This is a genomic window from Flavobacterium hydrocarbonoxydans, from assembly GCF_009789235.1.
Taxonomy (GTDB): Bacteria; Bacteroidota; Bacteroidia; order Flavobacteriales; family Flavobacteriaceae; genus Flavobacterium; species Flavobacterium hydrocarbonoxydans.
Window position 1 is genome coordinate 191,223 of the sequence record NZ_WSTB01000006.1, and the last position, 21,770, is coordinate 212,992.

Annotated in this window: 21 protein-coding genes; 11 read left to right on the forward strand and 10 right to left on the reverse strand. The window is 33.1% G+C overall.

Going from position 1 to position 21,770, the window contains the following annotated elements; translation table 11 throughout:
- Positions 1–119: 119 nt before the first annotated feature.
- The 4 genes from GON26_RS12535 to GON26_RS12550 form a co-directional block, all read right to left on the reverse strand.
- Positions 120–455, reverse strand: a complete 336-nt coding sequence (locus tag GON26_RS12535) for a hypothetical protein (RefSeq protein ID WP_160375109.1) — start codon at positions 453–455, stop codon at positions 120–122.
- A gap of 294 nt (positions 456–749) precedes the next feature.
- On the reverse strand, positions 750–1,199 hold the full coding sequence (locus GON26_RS12540) for a hypothetical protein (RefSeq protein WP_160375110.1): 450 nt from the start codon (positions 1,197–1,199) through the stop codon (positions 750–752).
- Positions 1,200–1,342: 143 nt separating this feature from the next.
- Positions 1,343–2,002 carry a hypothetical protein gene (locus GON26_RS12545; protein ID WP_160375111.1) on the reverse strand — a complete coding sequence of 220 codons (660 nt, stop codon included), beginning with the start codon at positions 2,000–2,002 and terminating at the stop codon, positions 1,343–1,345.
- A 335-nt stretch (positions 2,003–2,337) separates the two neighbouring features.
- Positions 2,338–3,657 carry a serine hydrolase domain-containing protein gene (locus tag GON26_RS12550; protein WP_160375112.1) on the reverse strand — a complete coding sequence of 440 codons (1,320 nt, stop codon included), beginning with the start codon at positions 3,655–3,657 and terminating at the stop codon, positions 2,338–2,340.
- Positions 3,658–4,347: 690 nt separating this feature from the next.
- Between GON26_RS12550 and GON26_RS12555 the strand changes: the two genes are divergently transcribed.
- Positions 4,348–5,046, forward strand: coding sequence for a pseudouridine synthase (locus GON26_RS12555; protein ID WP_160375113.1), 699 nt, complete (start codon positions 4,348–4,350; stop codon positions 5,044–5,046).
- Between the two features lie 415 nt (positions 5,047–5,461).
- Entirely contained in the window at positions 5,462–6,028 is a 567-nt protein-coding gene (locus GON26_RS12560; RefSeq protein WP_160375114.1) for a hypothetical protein, read from the forward strand.
- A gap of 158 nt (positions 6,029–6,186) precedes the next feature.
- Here GON26_RS12560 and GON26_RS12565 read toward each other — a convergent pair whose 3' ends face one another.
- From GON26_RS12565 to yiaA, 3 genes are all read right to left on the reverse strand, one after another.
- On the reverse strand, positions 6,187–6,699 hold the full coding sequence (locus GON26_RS12565; protein ID WP_160375115.1) for a PRC-barrel domain-containing protein: 513 nt from the start codon (positions 6,697–6,699) through the stop codon (positions 6,187–6,189).
- Between the two features lie 84 nt (positions 6,700–6,783).
- Positions 6,784–6,939 (reverse strand): hypothetical protein, encoded by a 156-nt coding sequence (locus GON26_RS21565; RefSeq protein WP_202110872.1) that lies wholly within the window; start codon positions 6,937–6,939, stop codon positions 6,784–6,786.
- 453 nt (positions 6,940–7,392) lie between these two features.
- On the reverse strand, positions 7,393–7,863 hold the full coding sequence (yiaA, locus tag GON26_RS12570; protein ID WP_160375116.1) for an inner membrane protein YiaA: 471 nt from the start codon (positions 7,861–7,863) through the stop codon (positions 7,393–7,395).
- 127 nt (positions 7,864–7,990) lie between these two features.
- Here yiaA and GON26_RS12575 point away from each other — a divergent pair, with 127 nt between their 5' ends.
- From GON26_RS12575 to GON26_RS12600, 6 genes are all read left to right on the forward strand, one after another.
- Positions 7,991–9,517, forward strand: coding sequence for a hypothetical protein (locus GON26_RS12575; RefSeq protein ID WP_160375117.1), 1,527 nt, complete (start codon positions 7,991–7,993; stop codon positions 9,515–9,517).
- A gap of 473 nt (positions 9,518–9,990) precedes the next feature.
- On the forward strand, positions 9,991–11,979 hold the full coding sequence (locus tag GON26_RS12580; RefSeq protein WP_160375118.1) for an ATP-binding protein: 1,989 nt from the start codon (positions 9,991–9,993) through the stop codon (positions 11,977–11,979).
- Between the two features lie 75 nt (positions 11,980–12,054).
- Positions 12,055–12,420, forward strand: coding sequence for a response regulator transcription factor (locus tag GON26_RS12585; RefSeq protein ID WP_160375119.1), 366 nt, complete (start codon positions 12,055–12,057; stop codon positions 12,418–12,420).
- Entirely contained in the window at positions 12,420–13,634 is a 1,215-nt protein-coding gene (locus GON26_RS12590; RefSeq protein WP_160375120.1) for a YaiO family outer membrane beta-barrel protein, read from the forward strand. The genes GON26_RS12585 and GON26_RS12590 overlap by 1 nt, the downstream gene beginning before the upstream one ends.
- Before the next feature lies 1 nt (position 13,635).
- The gene (locus GON26_RS12595; protein ID WP_160375121.1) at positions 13,636–14,457 is read left to right on the forward strand and encodes a hypothetical protein; all 822 of its coding nucleotides are present in this window, start codon (positions 13,636–13,638) and stop codon (positions 14,455–14,457) included.
- A 12-nt stretch (positions 14,458–14,469) separates the two neighbouring features.
- Entirely contained in the window at positions 14,470–15,909 is a 1,440-nt protein-coding gene (locus GON26_RS12600) for a glycosyltransferase family 2 protein (RefSeq protein ID WP_160375122.1), read from the forward strand.
- 171 nt (positions 15,910–16,080) lie between these two features.
- Here the strand turns inward: GON26_RS12600 and GON26_RS12605 are convergent, their stop codons facing one another.
- Entirely contained in the window at positions 16,081–16,386 is a 306-nt protein-coding gene (locus tag GON26_RS12605) for a hypothetical protein (RefSeq protein WP_160375123.1), read from the reverse strand.
- Positions 16,387–16,637: 251 nt separating this feature from the next.
- Positions 16,638–17,495: a leucine-rich repeat domain-containing protein gene (locus GON26_RS12610; protein WP_160375124.1), complete on the reverse strand. Its 858-nt coding sequence runs from the start codon at positions 17,493–17,495 to the stop codon at positions 16,638–16,640.
- 180 nt (positions 17,496–17,675) lie between these two features.
- On the opposite strand from GON26_RS12610, the gene GON26_RS12615 reads away from it, so the two are divergent.
- Together GON26_RS12615 and GON26_RS12620 are read left to right on the forward strand one after the other, a co-directional pair.
- Entirely contained in the window at positions 17,676–18,164 is a 489-nt protein-coding gene (locus tag GON26_RS12615) for a DUF1761 domain-containing protein (RefSeq protein WP_160375125.1), read from the forward strand.
- Positions 18,165–18,281: 117 nt separating this feature from the next.
- Positions 18,282–19,427 (forward strand): GNAT family N-acetyltransferase, encoded by a 1,146-nt coding sequence (locus GON26_RS12620; RefSeq protein ID WP_160375237.1) that lies wholly within the window; start codon positions 18,282–18,284, stop codon positions 19,425–19,427.
- Positions 19,428–19,569: 142 nt separating this feature from the next.
- Here the strand turns inward: GON26_RS12620 and GON26_RS12625 are convergent, their stop codons facing one another.
- Positions 19,570–20,439 carry a diacylglycerol/lipid kinase family protein gene (locus tag GON26_RS12625; RefSeq protein ID WP_160375126.1) on the reverse strand — a complete coding sequence of 290 codons (870 nt, stop codon included), beginning with the start codon at positions 20,437–20,439 and terminating at the stop codon, positions 19,570–19,572.
- A 62-nt stretch (positions 20,440–20,501) separates the two neighbouring features.
- Between GON26_RS12625 and GON26_RS12630 the strand changes: the two genes are divergently transcribed.
- The gene (locus tag GON26_RS12630) at positions 20,502–21,464 is read left to right on the forward strand and encodes an App1 family protein (RefSeq protein WP_160375127.1); all 963 of its coding nucleotides are present in this window, start codon (positions 20,502–20,504) and stop codon (positions 21,462–21,464) included.
- The last annotated feature ends 306 nt before the right edge of the window (positions 21,465–21,770 follow it).

Sequence of the window (21,770 nt, forward strand, 5' to 3'; positions counted from 1 at the left end):
TAATAAAAATGGCAGAGTAATGATAATAAGCCCTTCTCTCCGAAGTGTTCTTTATTCACGCTGCGTAAATGTCATTTGCAAGTTTTTCATAAGGAAGACTTTGGAGAGCAGGGATATACTTAAAATATACCAGACGGTAATATTTTTAAATGTTCTTCATATTTTCCTGTAATTTGATTTCTTCTAAGTATAATCAAGAAATCAGAATTCTTATATTTATAAACTGCATCACCTACTTTAACATCTTGATAAGCACGAATATCATAATTCCAAAACCTAACTTTTTTATAATTATCATACAAAGCAAGTGATTTTGTTGGCGTTATATCAATTTTTGTTATAATAAAATTATAACTTTTTGACATCTCTTGCTTTGATTTAAAATAAAAATTTGCAATCACACCTAAAAAAATGATCGTAAAAAAACTCACCAAAAAAACAATTTTATTTTTCATAATTTATCATTTAAAAAAAGCCATTAATTGGTATCGTATAACTTAGCCCTCCCCTTGCACCAGCCCTGTTCTCCGAAGTGTTCTTTATTCACGCTGCGCAAATGTCTCCGACTTTTCCTTTCAAACAAATGTAATTGAAAAACGAAGACTTCTCAAAGTCTCCGACTTAAAACCTTTTTCTTGGAATGTTTTTTCCTGAATGTAAAAAATCCAAGACAATCATAAGAACTATCCGTAAAAGTCGGGAGACTTTTTTCTGGTTTACAATTTCTGAAGCAAAAAAAATGCGCAAAGTCAGAGACATTTGCGCAGCTTTTCATAAGGAAACTTCGGAGAGCGGAGGTTCCCATCATAAGTAATTGTCCAATTCAAACTGTCTAAGTCTTTAATTGTAAAAAGATACTTCTTATTATAAATATTTTTCTTAAATATTTCTTTCCACCCATATTTATCTACGCTATCTTTTTTAATAATATAATATCTTATTTTTTGGTTATCACAAGTTTTTATGTATTCTTCCCAAAATGGAACAATTATATAGCTAAAATCATCTTCTTTTGGAATTGATTCTTTTCCCATATTTGGAATACTGTCTATACTATTTAATTCTTTTTTTGTATAAAAGCAATAAATACTATTTGTAGAATTGTTATGGGTCGTAATATACCTACCATCCGTCTTATGTCCTATGCAAGAGATTAATAACAAAAACGAAATCAGACAGTAAATTTTTATTAGCTTCATTTGTTTAAGGTTAAAAAGGATTAAAGGGTTTTAAATGATGTGTTAATTGAAAAATCTCCCTGCTCAACGAAGTGTTCTTTATTCACGCTGCGTAAATGACATTTACAAGTTTTTCATAAGGAAGACTTCGGAGAGCGGGGGAACTAATCCAAATTTAATATCTTTATGATATTCTCATCAAATGGCTTCTCTGAATTAATCATAACTATATAAAAACTTTGATGTCCCTTGTAAAATAAAAATACTGTTGGGGTCAGTCCTTTGGTAAAATCTGAAAGTATTTGATGTTCTCCTTTTTCATTGCTTAAGGACATATGATTTATTGAACCATAAAACCCCTTATAATTTGTACCCTTAAAGGTTCTCTCTATTTTTGAATATTCATCTAAGTTTACATTTATCTCAGAATTAAAAACAAAACCATAGTTAATGGTAAATTCCAAGTCGCTGCCCTTATTTAATATTTCTCCTGACTGAAACTTCACATCATAAAGATTGACATTTTGATTAATGGTAGCTTTTTTCAATTCAACATTAGCCAAGTCTTTAAACTCCCATACTATTATATTATAAATGTCTTTATAATGAAAATTATTATAAACATCCCTTTTTTTTACATAACTATAACAGAAATTAGTATTAAGATTTGTTTTAACAGAATCTTTAAAAACCCACATATATTCTTTATAGGTCTGCTTATCCGATGAATGGCTGTATCTTATAGTAACGTAAAAAAAATAAGATAAATAGCTAATTACTACTAGTATTATAGTTGCTATTATTATTTTCAAAGTCTTATTCATATTAAAATTCAGTTAAATATTGCATCTCTGCTCACGGAAATGTTCTTTATTCACGCTGCGCAAATGTCTCCGACTTTTCCTTTCAAACAAATGTAATTGAAAAACGAAGAATTCTCAAAGTCTTTGACTTAAAACCATTTTCTTAGAATGTTTTTCCTGAGTGTAAAAATCCATTACAATCATAAGAACTAACTGTAAAAAGTCGGGAGACTTTTTTCTGGTTTACATTTTCTGAAGCAAAAAAAATGCGCAAAGTCAGAGACATTTGCGCAGCTTTTCATAAGGAAACTTCGGAGAGCGGGGGCTTTTTATTTAAAAAAATGATTTCCTTTTTTTTACTCTTTTACGAATATATATTGATTTCCACCCTGTTTTAAAATCATTTCCTTTTTTTCTGCATTAAATTCCAGTACAATTCCCGCAGGATCAAATTTAAAAATATTAGAAGCGGTTGGCTCTAGGGGGAAAGACGACTGCCCTGTTGCCTGTGCTACCAAGCTGGCTTCTTTTTTGGTAATCTCTATTTTTAAAGGAATTTGTGCACTTTTGTAGATGCCTAAATATTGCGATAAAGTATTTTCTGGTATTTCAATAGTGTTGAAAGCTGGCATTTGATACGGTTTATTGAAATAAGAACTTAATGCACATAAAAGAATATTGTCATTATTATACCCCATTACTCCGTTAGATGTAATTGCAATAGCCAATTTTTCATTAGCAAAATAATCTAAAATTGATCGGAATCCGTCAATTCCGCCAGTATGTCTGTAACTTTTTTTATCAAAGTAAGAGAATTCAAAAATACCCATCCCAAAATTATCTTTAATTGTTTTCATCCGATTTAAATTTTCTGGTGTAATAATCTTTCCGGCAAAAAGACTTTCTATAAAAATATTCAAATCAGTTGGATTGGAAACAATTGCACCGGCGCCAAGTGGTACAGACATATCTGTCTCTTTATGTTTTTCCCATTTTCCTGCGAAAGTATAAGAATAGGATTCGTTTTTTTCTAAATTGATTTTAGATCCTAAATAAGTATTTTTTAATTTTAGCGGTTGAATGATTTTCGCATTTAGTAGTTCGCCATAAGGTTTCTTATAAACCTCTTCTAATATAAAGGATAATAAAATATAATTAGAATTGCTGTACTCCCCTTTTGTATCTGGTTCAAAAGAAATTTGTCCAGAAGCAATTCTTTCGATCAGCTTGACTTTTGATTGGAATTGAGCAGACCAGCTCAAATAATCAGAATCATTTGTAATATCGTAAATTCCGCTTCTGTGATTCAATAAATTACTGATAGTAATTTTGCTGGCGTTTTTAACTGTTGGAAAGTAAATATCAATAGTTTGGTCAAGCTTGATTTTTTTTTCTTCTAAAGCCTTAAAAACCAAAGATGCGGTAAACATTTTTGAAATTGATCCAATTCTGTATTTGCTGTTTACCGTTGACTTCTTTGAAGTCGCGATATCATCAAAACCTATTGAGTGGGTATAAATTGTTTTTCCATTTTCAGAGATAGCAATACTGCCCATAAATTTATTGTTTTTTTCCAGAATCTGAAATAAGCTGTCAAGTCTCTTTGCATTGAAATTTTGGGAGAAACCACTTGTTATGAAAAGAGCAAATAAACTTGTAATAATAATTTTTTTCATGAGATTGTTTTTTGATTGATTTTTTAGTTTTTAATACATTTTATGAGAAAATAAAGTATTGTGATTCAAAAGCTAATTATGATTAGGTTTTTAGGAAGACGTTTGGATTTGTTATTTGTTACCTCAAAATTTAAAAAAATATAATTTGGAAGGAGACTGTAAAAATTCTACAATACAAAAAATGGGATTAGATAAGACTACATCTTAAATTATTTATAGGTAATTTTTTTTATATTATATGTCCTTTAATTACAAACATAAATACTATGAAATGAATACCGACCGTGACGCAATTATAACGATGCCCCCCCGCTCTCCGAAGTCTTCCTTTTGAAAAGCTGCGCAAATCTCCCGTTGCGTACACGAAACGAGACGCACACATTAGCACTCGAACAAAATGTAAATAAAAATTATTTTGTTTGATTTTCTGTGACAAAAAATTTATTTAGAAATAAAATCACAATTGTTGTGACAAAATAAAATTTAAAAAAAAAATATCACGGCTTCTGTGGCAGAATTAAAAATTAAATAAAATTTGCCACACTTTCGGTAGCAGAAAAATAAATAAAAATAAAATTGCTACCGTTTTTGCAGCAAAATAAAAATTAAATAAAATTTTGCTACACTCGCTCTATGAAATAAATAAGTCCTAAAAGTGATTTTAATCGAAATCTCTTTTACTTTTGCCAAATGTTGGAAATTCTTTACCAGGACGAATATATTATTGCAATCAATAAACCTAGCGGATTGCTGGTTCACAAATCATTTTATGCGCGCGATGCAAAAGTGTATGCTATTCAGGAATTGAGAAATCAAATTGGGGGGCAACATGTTTATCCTATTCACCGCTTAGATCGAAAAACATCTGGTGTCCTGTTATTTGCATTGGATAAAGAGATTCTGAAAATTATGAATGATCGTTTTGCTACTCGCGAAGTCGAAAAAAAATATTTGGCAATTTTACGTGGCTGGTCACCTGAAGAACTCACGATTGACTATGATTTAATCAATGATGATGACATTAAACAAAATGCAATAACCTATTTTCATCGTTTGCAAAATGCCGAAGTTGAATTAGAATTTAACAATAAACCCACATCACGATATTGTTTGGTAGAAGCAATTCCTGAAACGGGTCGTATGCATCAATTACGAAAACATTTCAAACATATTTTTCATCCCATTTTAGGAAGTCGTCCACATGGTTGTAACAAGCAAAATAAATTATGGCTGGATAATTATGAACTGAAAGGAATGATGCTGCATGCACATCAGTTAATTTTTAATCATCCCATAAAAAATGAACAACTAATCCTGAACGCAAAGATTAATGAAGAGTTTAGCCGAGTGGGTACTATTCTTAATCTGGACTTGAGTAACTATCAATAAATACTAATTTGTACATTATTCTTTTATTTTGAAATAATCGTTTTGAACAGCGGTAAAAATGGACCGCGGATGACACGGATTGACTAAGCCAAAAAGCGGATTATAACAGATTTTTTTATTTAATTCTCTAAATCACAAAGCCTTTTCTCTAAATTTTCCAGACTTCTTTTTCTTTCAATTTATTTAAAGAATTACTCATTTTGACACAATTATGAAACGAAATGGGACAATAACCCGCATTCAAATTACTACTTTGGTCAAAAAAAATAATAGCATTTTTCTGATAGTAATCACAGATTTGACAAACTAATCTACAGGGCATTTCTTCTAAAAAAAACCAAAAAGAATTATCCCGAGAGTTTTGCAGGCAAAGATTATGTTGAGAAAAATTACTTAAAAAAATCAAATATCAATTATGAAAAAAACAGTAACAAAATTGCATTCTACCCTATTGGTCCTAGTATTTATTGTACTCTCAGTATTTGAGACAAGTGCACAGGAAACACCCAATGCCTTAATCAATAAATATGAAGCGATTAATAAACACAGTCAGATTTTTGGGTATTCATGTATCCCGTCGAGTATTGAAATGGTGCTGAAGCTGAATAAAAAAGTAGATGCTAACTTTTATAATTACCAAAAAATATGGGAGAATAAAATGGATGGAACATTTGCAAACTTTGATGGTTTGTTATTAAACGGTATCCGTTTCCACCAAAAATTCAATCTAAAACGTGATCCTAATTTTCCATTTGATGATTTATTTACGACAATAGATAAAGAACTTTCAGAGAGTCGGTATGTAATAGTTTCGCTACCATCGGGCTACGGATGGCACATGTTTGTAATAACTCATAAATTACCAAACGGTGAATTTGTTGCTTACAGTAAGGATGGCGACAAAAATTTGATTGAAACAAATGTTAAACAGGTAATTAAAAGTGTAAACGGAACAGATATAATGACTTATCGTGAAGAATAAGGATAGAAAAGCTTCAGCGAAATCTGAGGCTTTTTGGTTTTGGATTATTTTTGAAGAAATTCTGTTTTTACGTTTGAAACATTAAAAACGTATCAATAAAAAAAGATCAAACCTTTTTATCCGTTTGATCTTTTTTAATCCACTTACATTGAGCAGTATTAGTGATTGTCAAATTCTCTGCGTTTGTAAAAATTATCATCATCACTCTCATAATTAGCGCTGGCATCATTTTCAGGATAGTAGGACTTCATTACACTTCGCTCATAATTTCTGTCAAAATTAAGCTGACTGTTGTATCGGTTGGTTTTTCTAAAAGTATTGTATCCTATACTGTTAGCCATGACAATTTTTGTGTCTTTATTGATACTTACCGATCCAATAGGTATAATAATATGGCTGTCTCCGTCTTTATACACAAATTCTCTTGCATTTTCGTTTGCTAAAGCGTCGTGTATCTCATTGCGGCTGTCGTCTATCAATCCTTTATCTACATTTACATCCAGATATACAACACGCTGCATATCTTTATTAACCCATAGATTATCGATTTTGCCAATAGTACGGTTGTCAGCGTCAACAATTTTCCATCCTCTTACATCTGAATAATTTGAAGCAATTTTATAATCAGAAAGTTCGTCCAGTCTGTATAAATTTCTGTCTTTATTTTCCATAAACTCTTATTTAATATTTTATATTCATTTTAGCTGAGTATAACTGTCCAAAACAATTTTATCCAGCTGTTTAGCTTTTATTTTCTAACGTACACTTGTACTGTTTTCGATTTCAACGTTACTTTCGCTTTGTACTTCATTATCTCTCAAAAAGATGAAGTATAAAAGTGCTGTGATTATTACCACTGCAACTACCCACGGCCATATCGGCTTTTTTTTCTCAATTCTAATTTCTGCCATAACTTCCTTTTTTTAAATTAAAAATAGTTTTTATATAATTCTAAAGGTACAAAGCAGAATAGCGTAACAAGTATGTAATTTCAGCCAGAAGTTACACAATTCCCAGTAGGCTAATTGATTGATAATCCGTTGTGTGAAATAAATAAAAATTTAATTAAACACATAGAAAACATAGATTTTATGATTTTGAAAAAAGGAAAATCAAAAAGAAACTCGTTTCTTCACACATAGCTATGTGTTTTAATGCAAGTGAAACGCTTTTTTTTGAGTTCAATAAGCTATGTATCTAGGTGTTAAAAATAATTTCACCCAACGGGTTAATTGATAATGCAATAGTATGATATAGCGGTTCGCATTTCGGTGATCAATTCGCATTAAACCTGAAACTTTCTTAATAAAAGTTAGAAAACCCCAAAACCGCACAATAATGTGACAGTAATGAGGCCCGCTAAACTATAGATTAGTCGATTCGAATTGTTTAAGATCTCTGGTGTTTTTTTGTACAGCCAGGGATGAAAACATTCCTAATACAAACGACATTCCGAAGAACCCCTTTTCACTGAGTAATAAATCGGCATTCCAGAGACCAATTATTAATAATACTATTGATGCTATTGTACTAAACCAGCTGAGACTGTAATACAAATCAGTCACAGGGATACCTTCGAGCCTGTCGCGCACACTTTTTTGCACTGATATGACAGAGAAAAGACCAAAAAGGAGAATTGTAAAATAATATCCCTTTTCATTATAAGCCATATCCGAATTGTAAAGACCAATACAATAGGAGGTCATACCTATAAGTAACGTCATCCAGGAGGCACCGACAAAAGCAGCACTTGGCTTTAAGGGGCTATGCCCATTATTTAATTTTGAATTTGATTCTGAATTGTTGTTTACTTCATTTGATTTTAGCGGTTCCATAATTTTTATGTTTTATAATTATGAGACAAATTTCAGTAGGAATGAGTCCTTATAAAAATCAATTTATGCATAAAACTGACGTTATAAAAATACATTTTACTATTTTTATCGGGAGAAAATTATAGTTATGAATGCACTCCAGGAAATATCGAATATGATGAATGAAGCTGATAAAAAGGCATTCATACAGTATCTTTCTAAAAAGAATAAACGTAAAGACACAGCGAATATAGCCTTATTCAATTCTTTAAAAACTGACGATATAAAACTTAAAAAAGAAATTTTAGAAGACAAAAAAAGTACCGATGCCTATCATGCGCTTAGAAAACGACTTTATGACAACATGATTAATTTTATGGCTAACCGAAGTTTTGAAAATGATACTTCGGAAGAAAATACCATACTTCGGCTTATTGTTGTAAGTCGGTTATTTTTTGAACATCAACTTATAAAAACAGCCTTTAAATGTCTGGCAAAGGCCGAAGAGACTGCGCTAAACCTGGAGCATTTTAGTCTTCTCAATGAAATTTATCTGACTCAGATACAATTTGCCCATTTCAACCTGTCAGAACCAATCGAAAAAATAATAGGCAAATTTAAAGCCAATAAAAAACAGCTCGAACAGGAAGAACAGCTTAATTTAGCCTATGCTGTCTTGCGTCGTGAACTTGCTGCTATTTATCACGAAGGCCGAATAGTAGATTTTCAGGCATTTATAAAAAACACTATTGAAACACATGGGATATCATTACAACAGGGATTAACTTTTAAATCTCTGTACCAAATATTATTTATTGCCAACGAATATGCTTCTATAAACAACAATTATTCGCTTATTGAGCCTTTTGTTGTGAAAAGCTATCAGTTCATTAGCAAAAAAACCGACCTGACAGACCGACATTTATACTATCATATCTACATCTTATATTTTATAGCCAACTTCTATTTTCGCAATGGTGAGTTTACGGAGTCTTTGCACTATCTCAATCTGATGTTTACCGAACTTCAGAAACAATCCGGCAAATATTATCAGCGTTTTTGCCAGCGCTATTTTTTATTATTGGCCTTCAATGAAAATTATATGGGTCATCCTATAAAAGCTATAGAAATTGCTGAAAAAGCTCTTTCATCCAACAAAAAAACAGATCCTAATGACAGTAATGACATTCGGCTTATGCTTATCGTTTTTTATATCCAGCAAGATTCCGGACGTAATGCCGTAAAAGAAATGGCTAAATTAAATCATACCGACAGTTGGTACGAAAAAAAAATGGGTATGGACTGGATAATCAAAAAATGTCTTGTCGAAATCCTTCTGCATGCACAGCAAGAAAACACAGAACTGGCTTTGTCCCGGATAAAAAGTTTTAAACGACGTTATAAAAAATATCTTTTAACGGTAAATGAAGCCCGTGTTGTGCAATATCTTTTGTTTGTAGAACAATATGTAATGAAGCCCGAAATTATACAGACACAAAAATTCAAAGCAGCAATAGAAGATTTTATAATTGCAGCGCAAAACGGTCCTAAAGATATTTTGATCATGAGTTTCTTATCCTGGCTGCTTGCAAAAGTGAGACGAAAAACGGTCTATGAAACTACTTTAAATCTCCTTGCGGCGTACTTTCCTGTAGTTAAAATCGAAAAAACTTAGAATCTCTGGCTTTTTCAACGAAGAGGATGTTTCGAAAAACGGAGGAAAATGATGTTCCATTTTAACTATTCGGATAGGTGACATCTTGAAAACTTTCAAAGAACACTATTAAAAAGCAAAAGAATATTTCCTTAAAACAATTAGCTTGTAATAAATTTTTAGATCTCATCTAAAATTATCATTTTAAATAAAAAAAATCATCTTTATTGCCTTGTATGCAAAATAATCAATTATTAATCAAATAAGAAAAACAGACGTGATAGAGCAAAACTTACAACATTAAATATCAGGCATATTTTAAGTTTTCCTGATTCCTTTTAAACTAAAACAAAAATTCAGCTTGCAAGCAATCCTATTCCAAGTGAAAGATCAAGCCTTCCTTCGTCATTTAGACTTTACAATGAGATTGTTACTATATTGTAAAGTTTTATCTTGAAATTTATTTCTATTTTTGTAGTTTATTTTTCTACCCAATGAATAATCCACAACATCCTATACCACACAACGAACCAGAACGTCTGGCAGCATTAAAACGCTATAACATTCTTGACTCCTTACCCAACCATGCTTTTGATGATGCCACAAAACTTGTGGCGTATATATGTGGCGTACCCATTGCCCATATTTCATTCATAGACGAAAGCAGACAGTGGTTTAAATCGGAAATTGGGATAGGTGTAACTGAGGTGCCGAGAGAAATCAGTTTCTGTCAATACACTATCATGGAATCAGAAATGGTTGAAATCCCGGACACCCATACAAACGAAAGATTCAAAGACGACCCAAACGTTATAGATGGTTTTAAAATCAGGTTCTATGCCGGAATTCCGCTTACAACCCCGGATGGTTATAACATCGGAACCATTTGTGCTATAGACCATGTTTCTAAAGAACTAAATGATAACCAGCGCAATGCGCTTTCGATTATTGCGAAACACGTTATCAATCAATTGGAATTAGGAACTAAAAATATTGACCTTAATACTCAGAAAAAAATAGCCCAACGTGCAGTACACGCAAAAGATAATTTTTTAGCCAATATGAGTCATGAAATCAGGACTCCGTTAAATGCCATTATTGGTTTTACGGATCTGCTGGCCCAGACAAAGCTGGATACTGTACAGCGCGATTATATTGAAAGTGTACAAATTGCAGGAGAAAATCTGCTGCTGATTATTAATGATATTCTGGATCTTTCTAAAATAGAATCCGGTAATTTAAAGATTGACGAACAGCCCTTCCATTTAAAAAAGACATTGAAACATGTTTATAATTTATTAAAGGTAAAAGTTCCGAAAGACATTGAATTTAATCTTTTTCTGGATGCCGAAATGCCTGAAGTTGTTATTGGCGATCAGGGAAGACTCAACCAGATACTCGTGAATCTTACGGGTAATGCGCTGAAGTTTACCGAAGAAGGTGAAGTTACTATTTCAGTAAAAAAACTGGAAGAAACTGAGGATCGTTACGCCCTTAGATTCTCTGTTAAAGATACCGGGATAGGCATACCGGAAAACAAGCTTAAAACTATTTTTGAACGTTTTACCCAGGCAGAAGAAAGCACTACCCGAAGATTTGGAGGTACTGGGCTTGGCCTTAACATTGTTAAACAACTTGTTGAACTTCAGGATTCTAAAATTCAGGTAAAAAGTAAGCCCGATCGCGGTTCTGAGTTTTTCTTTGTACTTACTTATAAAAAAGCAAATCAGGCGGAATTGGTCGCTGAGCCTTTGTCAGGAGAACATCTTCATAAACTTAAAATACTTCTTTGTGAAGACAATGTGTTGAATCAGAAACTCATCAAAAGTGTTATCGACAACTTTGGTTTTGAATTAGACATTGCAGATAATGGTGAAGCCGGGATCGCTCTTCTGTCAAAAAACGAATACGACCTTATCTTAATGGATCTTCAGATGCCTGTTAAAGATGGGTATCAGACTACGGAATATATTAGGAATGAAATGCAGTTAACTATACCCATTATAGCCATGACAGCACACTCGCTTGTGGGAGAACAGGAACGCTGTTATGCTGTAGGAATGGATGCTTATGTACCCAAACCTTTTAAGCAGGTTGTACTATTAGATGCTATAAAGACCGTAATGAACAAAGACAGTATGCCAGTACAGAAGCGATTGGTAGATTTGTCTTTTTTAGAGGAGATGTCATGTGGTAATCTGAATTTTAAGCAGGAAATGATTGATCTTTTTATAGAGAAGATTCAGATGGAAGTGACACAGCTGGAAGAAGCTTTTCATAACAATGATTATGACAGAGTCGAAAAACTGTCACATAATATGAAATCCAGTTTCGACATGTTCCTGCTGGAAGATCTTACGGGCTGTTTATCCTTTATTGAGAAAGAAGCAAAACTTAGACAATTTACTACTGAAACAGCTGAGCAGCTGAGTCTATTACGTTCCGAAATTACTGAAGTAGTTAAAATTTTAAAGGAGCTATGATAAAAGAGAAGTATGTATTAACTTTACATTACCTGATACCACATTAAGTTTTCTCAACGATAAACATTTGATCCTATGAAAATAGTTTTAGCTGAAGATAATGAAATCCTACGCAAATCATTATCCTTTTTCTTAGCGTCTAAAGGATTTACCGTTGACCAGTTTTCTGATGGAAAGGAAGCATTAAATGCTATTGAAGCAAATAGTTATGATCTGATCCTGACTGATATAAATATGCCCGGTATAAGCGGAATGGAAATTACGCAATACGTAAGACAAAGCATTGGTTCTGACATCCCGATAATTATATTTACTTCATCAGGTGTAGAACAGACTGAGCTGGATTCTTTTGATATAGGTGCAAACGAGTTTATTGCAAAACCTGTCAGTCCTGCTGTTCTTTTAGTGAGAATTAATAAATTACTAAACAAACGTGCCTAATGAAGTTTTTATATTATTCTTTTTTTCTACTGTTTATCTCCTTTACCGCACTGGCACAGGAAATTAATATAGACGCCGTTGTTGCTGAAGCGCAACTTGAAGTTAAAAACAATAACTTCGATAAGGCACTTGCACTGATTGAGCCTTTGTCTGCAAAATTTCCTGAAAATGAGGATCTGAAAATTTATACTGGCAGAATTTACAGCTGGAAAAAAGAATACAATACTTCTATAAAAATACTATCGCCTATGGCGGACAGGACAGTTCCTAACCCAGACGCTTTACTGGCCATTATTAACAGTTACTTTTGGTCAGAACAGTTTGAAAAAACTATTTATTATTGCGACAAGTACCTGGCAATTGACCCTAATTCTACTGATGTACTGACTATTAAAGTAAAGTGTCTTGAAAAGCTGAATCGCGATGAAGAAGCATTAGCCATTATAGAAAAAGAATCCCTGACAACGAACAGCACGCAGGCATTTAAAGGCATAAGTACACTTATAGGCCGTAAGACAAAAAATGCAATAGCAGTTTCCTATCTCAACGTATCTACATCAAATCCGGGGCAATCACCACTGCACTATGGCTATGTCGAATATTCGCATAAGTTCAGCAAATCAGCAATTGTAGGCCGTGCCAATGTTGGGCATGTAAATAATGACACCCAAATGTTGTTTGAAACCGATTATTATCAGACCTTTTCAAAAAAAAATTATTTATACGTAAATGCAGGCCTTTCAACCGGAGAAACAGTCTTTCCCGTTGCTAAAGCCGGCATCGAATATTATTTTATTCCACATAAAAATTTTGATTATGCCCTTGGACTTCGCTTTATGCACTTTGAAACAGAAAATGTCACATTGCTTACAGGACAACTGGCTTATCATACAGGAGTTTATACACTTGCTTACAGACCTTACTACGATACGGCAAACGAATTATTCTCGCATGTTGTAAGTGTAGAGAACAGAAATGAGGAAAAAGAAAGCATCTTAAGAGTAGAACTCCAATACGGAAATGTACCCTACCTCTATCTTTACAACAACTTTATTGAGCCCCTAAAAGCATACAGAGCCGGGATACAATATCAGTATCGTTTGGGAAATTCTTTTTTTGTACGGCCTGTTTTTCTCTATGAGTATGAAGAATATTTACCGGAAGAGTACAGACACCGGTTTAATGCGCAGCTAATTATCACTAAACGTTTTTAGTATGATAAACTTTCGGGAACTTTACAAGAACAGTACATGGGTAGAACCTTTTCTAATCCTGACGATAAGCCTGTTTGTCACCGCCTCTTTTATTTTGTATGTAATGATTATCAGAAGCCGTAACAGAAATATAAGAAAAGAAAGACTCCGGATTGAATACAGTTCTCTTATCGAAAAATTAATATTCTCCATTATTTTTGATGATACTCCTTTTTCAGTTATTAAAGAAGACAAAGGTTATATAAAGTATGCTAACAATCCTTTCTTCAGAGAAGTTATAACAGAAACTATTATGAATCTTCATAAAAACTATGAAGGCGTTTATGCACAAAAACTGGAAAAATTTTATACAGAGTCCGGGCTGATAAAAGATTCTTTTAAAAAACTCAGAAACCCTAAATGGGAGGTAAAGTGTAAAGGAATTACAGAGCTTGCAGAAATTAATGCTACAAAAGCTTTTGACACCATCTTAACTATTTCTAAAGGACGGAATAAAACTTTGAAAATTACTGCTCTAAATGCCTGTATCAAACTAAGAGGAACAAAAGGAATCGTACACCTTACCGAACATCATTACCCTATTGACGACTGGACTCAGATAAACATTATTAACGCTTTTAAAAAACACGACATAGGCGATACTAAAGGAATTGAACTGTTACTGGAATCACAAAACTCTACTGTTGTAACACTTGGCCTGAAACTTATTAAGGAACTTAATCTTACACAAAAAATTCCTTATGTAACACAATTGGCTGCCAGAACAACAAATTCTCAACTCAAATACAAAGCGCAAGATGTATTGCAAACATTAACCGTTTAATCCTAGAAGCTAATGATTTTTTATAATACAGAACTAACCTTGTTTTTTGAGATATACCTAATCCTTATACTTGCTTATGCAATACTGATTATGTCTTCGTATCTTATATTAGCGTATCTCTCTACAAAAGAACTAAAGGAATATCTTAAAAAAAATAGTTTTGTAGATTATGAGGTACTTCTTACCAGTGAATTTGCACCTAAACTTTCACTTATAGCTCCAGCCTACAATGAAAGTTTTACTATTCAGGAAAATGTAAAATCATTACTTTCTTTAAATTATAATAACTATCAGGTAATTGTTGTGAATGACGGCAGCAAAGACAATTCGATGGAAATCCTCATCAAAACCTATGACCTGATACTGACGGAACTTGACTTTCATTCAAAAATTGAAACCAAAAAAATCAGAGGTATTTATACTTCAAAAAATGCCGCTTTTAAAAAACTAATCGTAGTCGACAAGGAAAATGGAGGCAAAGCCGATGCTCTGAATGCCGGACTTAATATCGCACAAAATCCGTATGTAGTATGTATTGACGTCGATTGTATTCTTGATAAAGACTCGCTGCTGAAACTTGCGAAACCGTTCCTTGAATCTTACGGAAAACGTATTATTGCTACCGGTGGTGTAGTCAGAATAGCCAATCAATGTGTGATTAAAAACGGCCGTCTGGTCGATGTAAATATTCCGGATGTTATGCTCTCCAGAATACAGGTTCTGGAATATCTGAGAGCTTTTCTTTTAGGAAGAATGGCTTGGGGAAGACTCGATGGACTCTTGCTTATTAGTGGTGCTTTTGGTGCTTTTGACAAAGAAATTGCCCTGCTTGCAGGTGGTTATAATACCAAAACAGTAGGCGAAGATATGGAGCTGGTAGTAAGAATGCGCCGTTATATGCTGGAAAACAAAATTCCTTACACGGTGAGTTATATCCCTGACCCGCTTTGCTGGACAGAAGCACCGGAAGATTTCAAAATATTCAAAAAACAACGCAGCCGCTGGATGAGAGGAACAATAGAAACACTTAGCATTCATAAAAAAATGTTTCTTAACCCAAAATACAACCGACTTGGCTTACTTAGCATACCGTATTGGACCTTTTTTGAATTACTGGCACCCGGAATCGAGTTTACTGGCCTTGTAATTACAGCATTGTTTATTATATTTGGTTTACTTAAATGGCATTTCTTCCTTTTACTTTTATTATTTGTTTATTCGTTTGCTATTTTTTTCTCTGTTATCGCATTGTACAGCGAAGAACGTACCTATCATAAGTATCCTAAGCAAGCTGATTTCTTTAAACTGTTGCTGGCAGCTTTTATAGAACCTTTTTATTTTCATCCTTTAGCGGTTTATGCAGCCTTGATTGGCTATAAAGAAAAAATAATGGGAACCAAAGGCTGGGGCGAAATGACCAGAAAAGGCTTTACCAAAAAAGAAGAATCCTAATTATTTCCAATTCTTTTTTGAAATGGATTACGAAACAGGACTTCTTTAAAATAAAAAAAACTGACAAAATAGGTATAACTAAAACACTTTAAGTAAAATATACCTAAAACTAACTACAAAAAAAAGACTGCTTAAATAAACAGTCTTCTATTTTTATAACCTTACAAAAGCTTACGCCATAAATAACGCGTACTTATTATAGTTGTACAAAACCTGATCATAAGGCACTAATTTTGGAGCTACTTTTTCTGAAGAAGCATCAAATTTGATTCCGTTATGTTTTCGGAATAAGTAAATTTCTTTTAGGCAATTCGACAGACTTTGATGAATTAATGTTGTAAATATGGGTAATGGTTTATCGCCCACCAATAAATCAATCTGGTAGTTTGAACTACTTTTTGAAAGGTTGTTACCAATGATTCTTATCGTAAATGTTGTGGATTTGCCATACTGCTCACCCTGATACTGTACTACCATAATTTTATTTTTAAATGTGATATTATTACTTCTAGCCTCTCAAATTATGTTCTTCCTAAATTTGAGTAATTAAAGTTATGAAAAAAAAGCAAACTTATAAAAAATAGACACTAAATAAAATGTTATTTTTTGAATTCTTTTCCTTTTTTAAAAACACAAAAAAACCGTAACGAATTACGGTTTTTCAACAATTAACTAAATATATTTAATCAACTTTAATCAACGATAGTAAAATTCATTCATAAGCACGATTAATTTTGGGTTACAATAGTAGTTTCTTTTTCAGTATTCACATCTAATAAAAAAGGATTTCCGTTTTCATCAAACATAGTCAGATTCAAAGAATCCAATAGTGCCAGATTTTTAGATACCGCTCCTTTAAATTTATTATAAGAAAGATTCATTTCAGATAAATTATGCAATTTTTCTATTCCATCCGGAATTTCTCCTTCAAAACCATTATCAAACAAACTTAGGTTTTCCAGATCGCTAAAATTGCTAATCTCGTTGCTTAAATTTCCTGACAAATGGTTGCCATTTAAAAGCAATACTCTTAAAGAAATCATTTCATACAATGAATCAGGTAATGTACCATCTATTTGGTTATCAAATAATGAAAGTGTTTCCAGATTACTCAGCCTGCCAATTTCCGAAGGCAGTTCACCTGAAATTTGGTTCTGAAACAATTCAAGATCTTTAAGTTTAGGCAAATCGCAGATAGCAGTAGGCAGTGCTCCTGAAATTTTATTCAAAGAAATGTCCAAAACCTGAAGTTCTTTAAGTTTAATAATTGCTTCGGATATTGGTCCGTGAAGATCATTTTTGTGCAAATCAATCGATACGAGATGCACTAAATCAAAAAACTCTTTGGGCAATTCACCACTTAAATTATTATTAGCCAAATTAATAGAAATTACATTTCCATTTTCGGCAATTACGCCATGCCAGGTAGATACGGGTAACGCTAAGTCCCATTTTATCTTCCATTGCGACCCATTGGTGGCATGATACAATTTAATAAGCACGTCTTTCTCTTTGTCTGATATAATATCAGCAAAAGTGGACAAAGACGAAACAAGGGTCAAAAAAAAGGTTATTACACTTTTCATATGATTTGGGGGGTTTGTTACGTTTTCTAAATTTATGCAAATTTATAGATATAAAGCACATAATGTCGATAAAGTGTTAATAAAATTATAAAATGTACTACTTAACCTATATACGTAAAAAATTAGAAATTGGTTTTTTTTGATTAAATTTGGCTTAACTAATTATAAAAACCTGATTTTATGGAAATTAACTTTATTGCATTATTTGTTGCCGCAATTGCAACATTGGTAGTAGGATTTGTTTGGTACCATCCAAAAGTGTTTGGAACCATCTGGATGAGAGAAAACAATCTAACACAGGAAGAACTTCAAAAAGGTAATATGCTCAAAATATTTGGCTTAACCTATGTTTTTTCGCTTATGATTACGATGACGCTCATGTCGCTGACTATTCATCAATCGGGAGCGGTTGGTATGGTAGGCGGACCTCCTATGCTGGAAAGCGCTAAACCGTCTTTTGCCGCTTTTATGGCAGATTACGGAACAGCCTATCGCACCTTTAAACACGGATCACTTCACGGATTTATATCGGGTTTGTTTTTTGCTTTTCCGATAATTGGTGTTAACGGTTTATTCGAGAGAAAATCCTGGAAATACATTCTGATTCATGCTGGTTTCTGGACCGTATGCCTGACGATAATGGGCGGAATCATCTGCGCATTCGCTTAAATATAAAAATACAACCCGTTTAGGACTCACACTTAAACGGGTTTTTCTTAATAATAACTTAAATGAAATGAGTTATTGCAAATATTATCTAATTTTGAAGAAATTAGCGTACACCTCTTGAATACAACTTATTCTTTCGAAATATATAACAGCGCATCCTTACTGCCTTTAGAATGGAATTCGCTGGCCATTGAAAATATTTTTCTGACTCGGGAATACCTCGAAGTACTGGAAAAATCATCTCCAGTAAATATGATTTGTCATTTTATCGGAATTTATGAAGAAGCAAAACTGGTTGGAATTGCCTTAACTCAATTTTTATTTGCAGAAAAACTGGAATCTTTTGGAGAACGTGATAAGTGCTTAAAAACATCCGTTCGGAATTTTGCTTTTAAAAATTTTGCTTCGCACGTATTATTCGTTGGCAACAATATGCTTACGGGACAAAATGCTTTTGCTTTTGATAAAAGCATAAAAGATTTCAACGCCATTAAAACACTTCAAAGAGCAATCAATCAGCTTAAAAAAGAGTTGAAAGCAAATGGAAAAAAAGTTCATATAACAAGCATTAAAGACTTTACAGAAACCGAAATCAAGCCTTTGCAAGCTGAATTTAAAAACAATTATACGTTTTCGACTCAGCCCAATATGGTTTTTGATATTGATAAAAACTGGAAAACAGAACAAGATTATATTGATGCGTTGTCAAAAAAATACCGTGATCAATACAAAAGGGCAAGAAAAAAATCTGAAGGAATCGAAAAACAAAAAATGTCTTTGGCAGATATTAAAAAATACGAAGACGTTATTTACGATTTGTATTTTCATGTGGCCAAAAATGCGCCTTTCAATACTTTTTTCTTGGCACGAAATCACTTTAGCTTTTTTAAAGAAATCATGAAAGATAATTTTCTTTTTTATGGTTATTTTTTAGATGGCCAATTAATAGGTTTCAACACGCTTATCAAAAACGGAAATGTCATGGACACTTATTTTCTAGGCTATGACGAAAGTATCCAGCGTGAAAAAATGCTGTATTTGAATATGCTTTATGATATGATTGCCTACTCGATTAAAAAAGGTTTTTCGACGATTGTTTTTGCCAGAACGGCTCTGGAAATCAAAAGTTCTGTTGGTGCTAAGCCCATAAAAATGTATGGCTTAATTACACACAGTAATGCTTTGATCAATCATAACATTGGTCGTTTTTTTAATTATCTGGAACCCAAAACGGAATGGCAGGAACGTAATCCTTTTAAATAATTGATAAACTAGAGTTCCTTATAATCATTTAAGACAAACTTGTCATTCCGTAGGAATCTCTATGTTCAAAGATTTAGCAAATCTGAGATTCCTACGGAATGACAAACTTTGCGCAAGTTTCTTCATGTTTTATATCTTGTATTTAAGGAACCGCAATTTTCATTTGTTTGTGCAGAATATGAATTTCCAGATCGGTTTGGGCACCACAATATTCGCCATCAATCTGAAAATTTACCGGAGAATCTGTTTTAATTGCCGCCTTATCTGTCGAGATAATCACAATATCATCAGAGTCAATGGGCATATTGCCTGTAATAATTTTTCCGAGCAACAATAAATCCAGGCTTTTAAGAATAACCAATTCAAATTTGCCATCATTCATCGCGCCATGCGGATTGATGATAACACCGGTTCCGTATTTTTGCGAATTGGCAATTACAATCATTCGGGCCGTATGCTCAACGGTTTCGTTATTAGCCATGATAGTGGCTACAAATGGCTCCGCAGATTCTTTTAGAGTAGTATAAGCCTGTAAAGCATATCCCCAAAAACCTCTCAAGTCGCTGTTTTCGTAATTTTTAACCAAATCGGCATTGAGGCCAATATCACTTAAATGAATACTTTTTTTGCCGTTGATGCAAATCATATCCATTTCGATATAATCGCTTAAAAAAGCAATTTTAAGATTCTCTTCGATTGTAGCAGGCAAATTCAAATCTACAGACAAACCGTTGGCAGAACCCGCAGGCAAAATCCCAATAATTACATCGTGATGTTCCATTGCTTCGGCCACCATTTTTATAGTTCCATCGCCACCTGCCACGATAATTCGCTGAGGCTGATATTGGTCATATAATGATTTTATAGTCTGCAAATCTTTTTCTCCAGTGGTTTCATACACTTCTAAATCAAAATGATTTGTTGCTGCAAACTCTTGCACAGCATCAATTAATTCGGATTTATCTAAATCGCCCGAAATTGGATTTACCACAAAAATGACATTCTTTTTCAAAATTTTCCCTTTAAAACCGATTAAAATAATTAATTTTCAATTTCTATAAAAGTACACAATTAATGAAACCAATTCTACAATTATATCGCGGTTATGCTAATGAACAAGAATTAATTGTAATGGGTCATGTTTTCAAAAATTTGTATGATTATGATTTTCAGAAGAAAAACTTCAAGAATGCTACTTCGATTATCAATCAGTTTCGAATAAAAACTTTAGCAAACTTTGACGTTTATCTAAAATTTGGCGAACAGGAAATTCATACTAAAACCTTAGACGACGGCTACTTTAAATTCTGCATCCCACTGGAAAAAGAGTTTAATTTTGGATGGATGTCTTACGAAGTGAGCATCCGATATAAAAATGAAACTATTACATCAACAGGAAGTTTTATAAGGCCTCACAAAGGAAATTTGGGTATTATAACTGATATTGATGATACGTTTTTGATTTCGCACACGCATAATATTTTCAAAAAAATATACATTCTTTTGTTTAAAAACGTCAATGACCGAAAGGTTTTCAAGGATGTTGTACCGCATTATCAGGCGCTAAGTTCTGCCGGAAGAAACAATAAAGAGGAACAGAATGCTTTTTTTTATATTTCGAGCAGCGAATGGAATTTATATCGGTTTATTGTAAAATTTACTAAAATTCATCAATTGCCCAGAGCCGTAATTTTATTGAAAGATATTAAAAGAGGCATCACCGATTTCTTCATGAGCGGAAGAGGCAATCACAACCATAAATTTGATAAAATCAAACATGTTTTAGAATTTTACCCAAACCTGAAATATGTTTTGCTGGGAGACGATTCGCAGCATGACCCGTTTTTATATGAGCAAATCTGCAAAATTTTCCCCGTAACAGTAAAAGCGGTTTACATTCGTCAAACCGGATCTCACCAAAAAGAAGCCACGAAAACTATTTTAGAAAACTTAGAAAGTCTAGGGATTTCGGTTTGTTATTTTAAAGATAGCAGCGAAGCGATTATGCACTCGAAGTCTATTGGGCTAATTAAGTAGGTTTTTTTTATGAGTTGTGAAATGTGAGATGTCGGTTGTGAGATGTTGGTTGTGAGTTGTGGGTTTTACGTTTCGAGAAAAACTTGAAACCTGAAACTTGAAACCTGAAACCTGAAACAAAAATAACTCACACCTGAACTTCCTAGCCCAGATTACTTCACTATAAATTTGTTTTTAATCGGAGTTCAGTGAATTTCATTTGCAGTGGAAAGCCCGGAGCAAAAAAACCTGTATTTCCTGTTGTAAAAAAGCGACTGAAAGAAGCTCTTTTTACGACAGTAGAAATACAGGTTTTTTTGTGAGGAC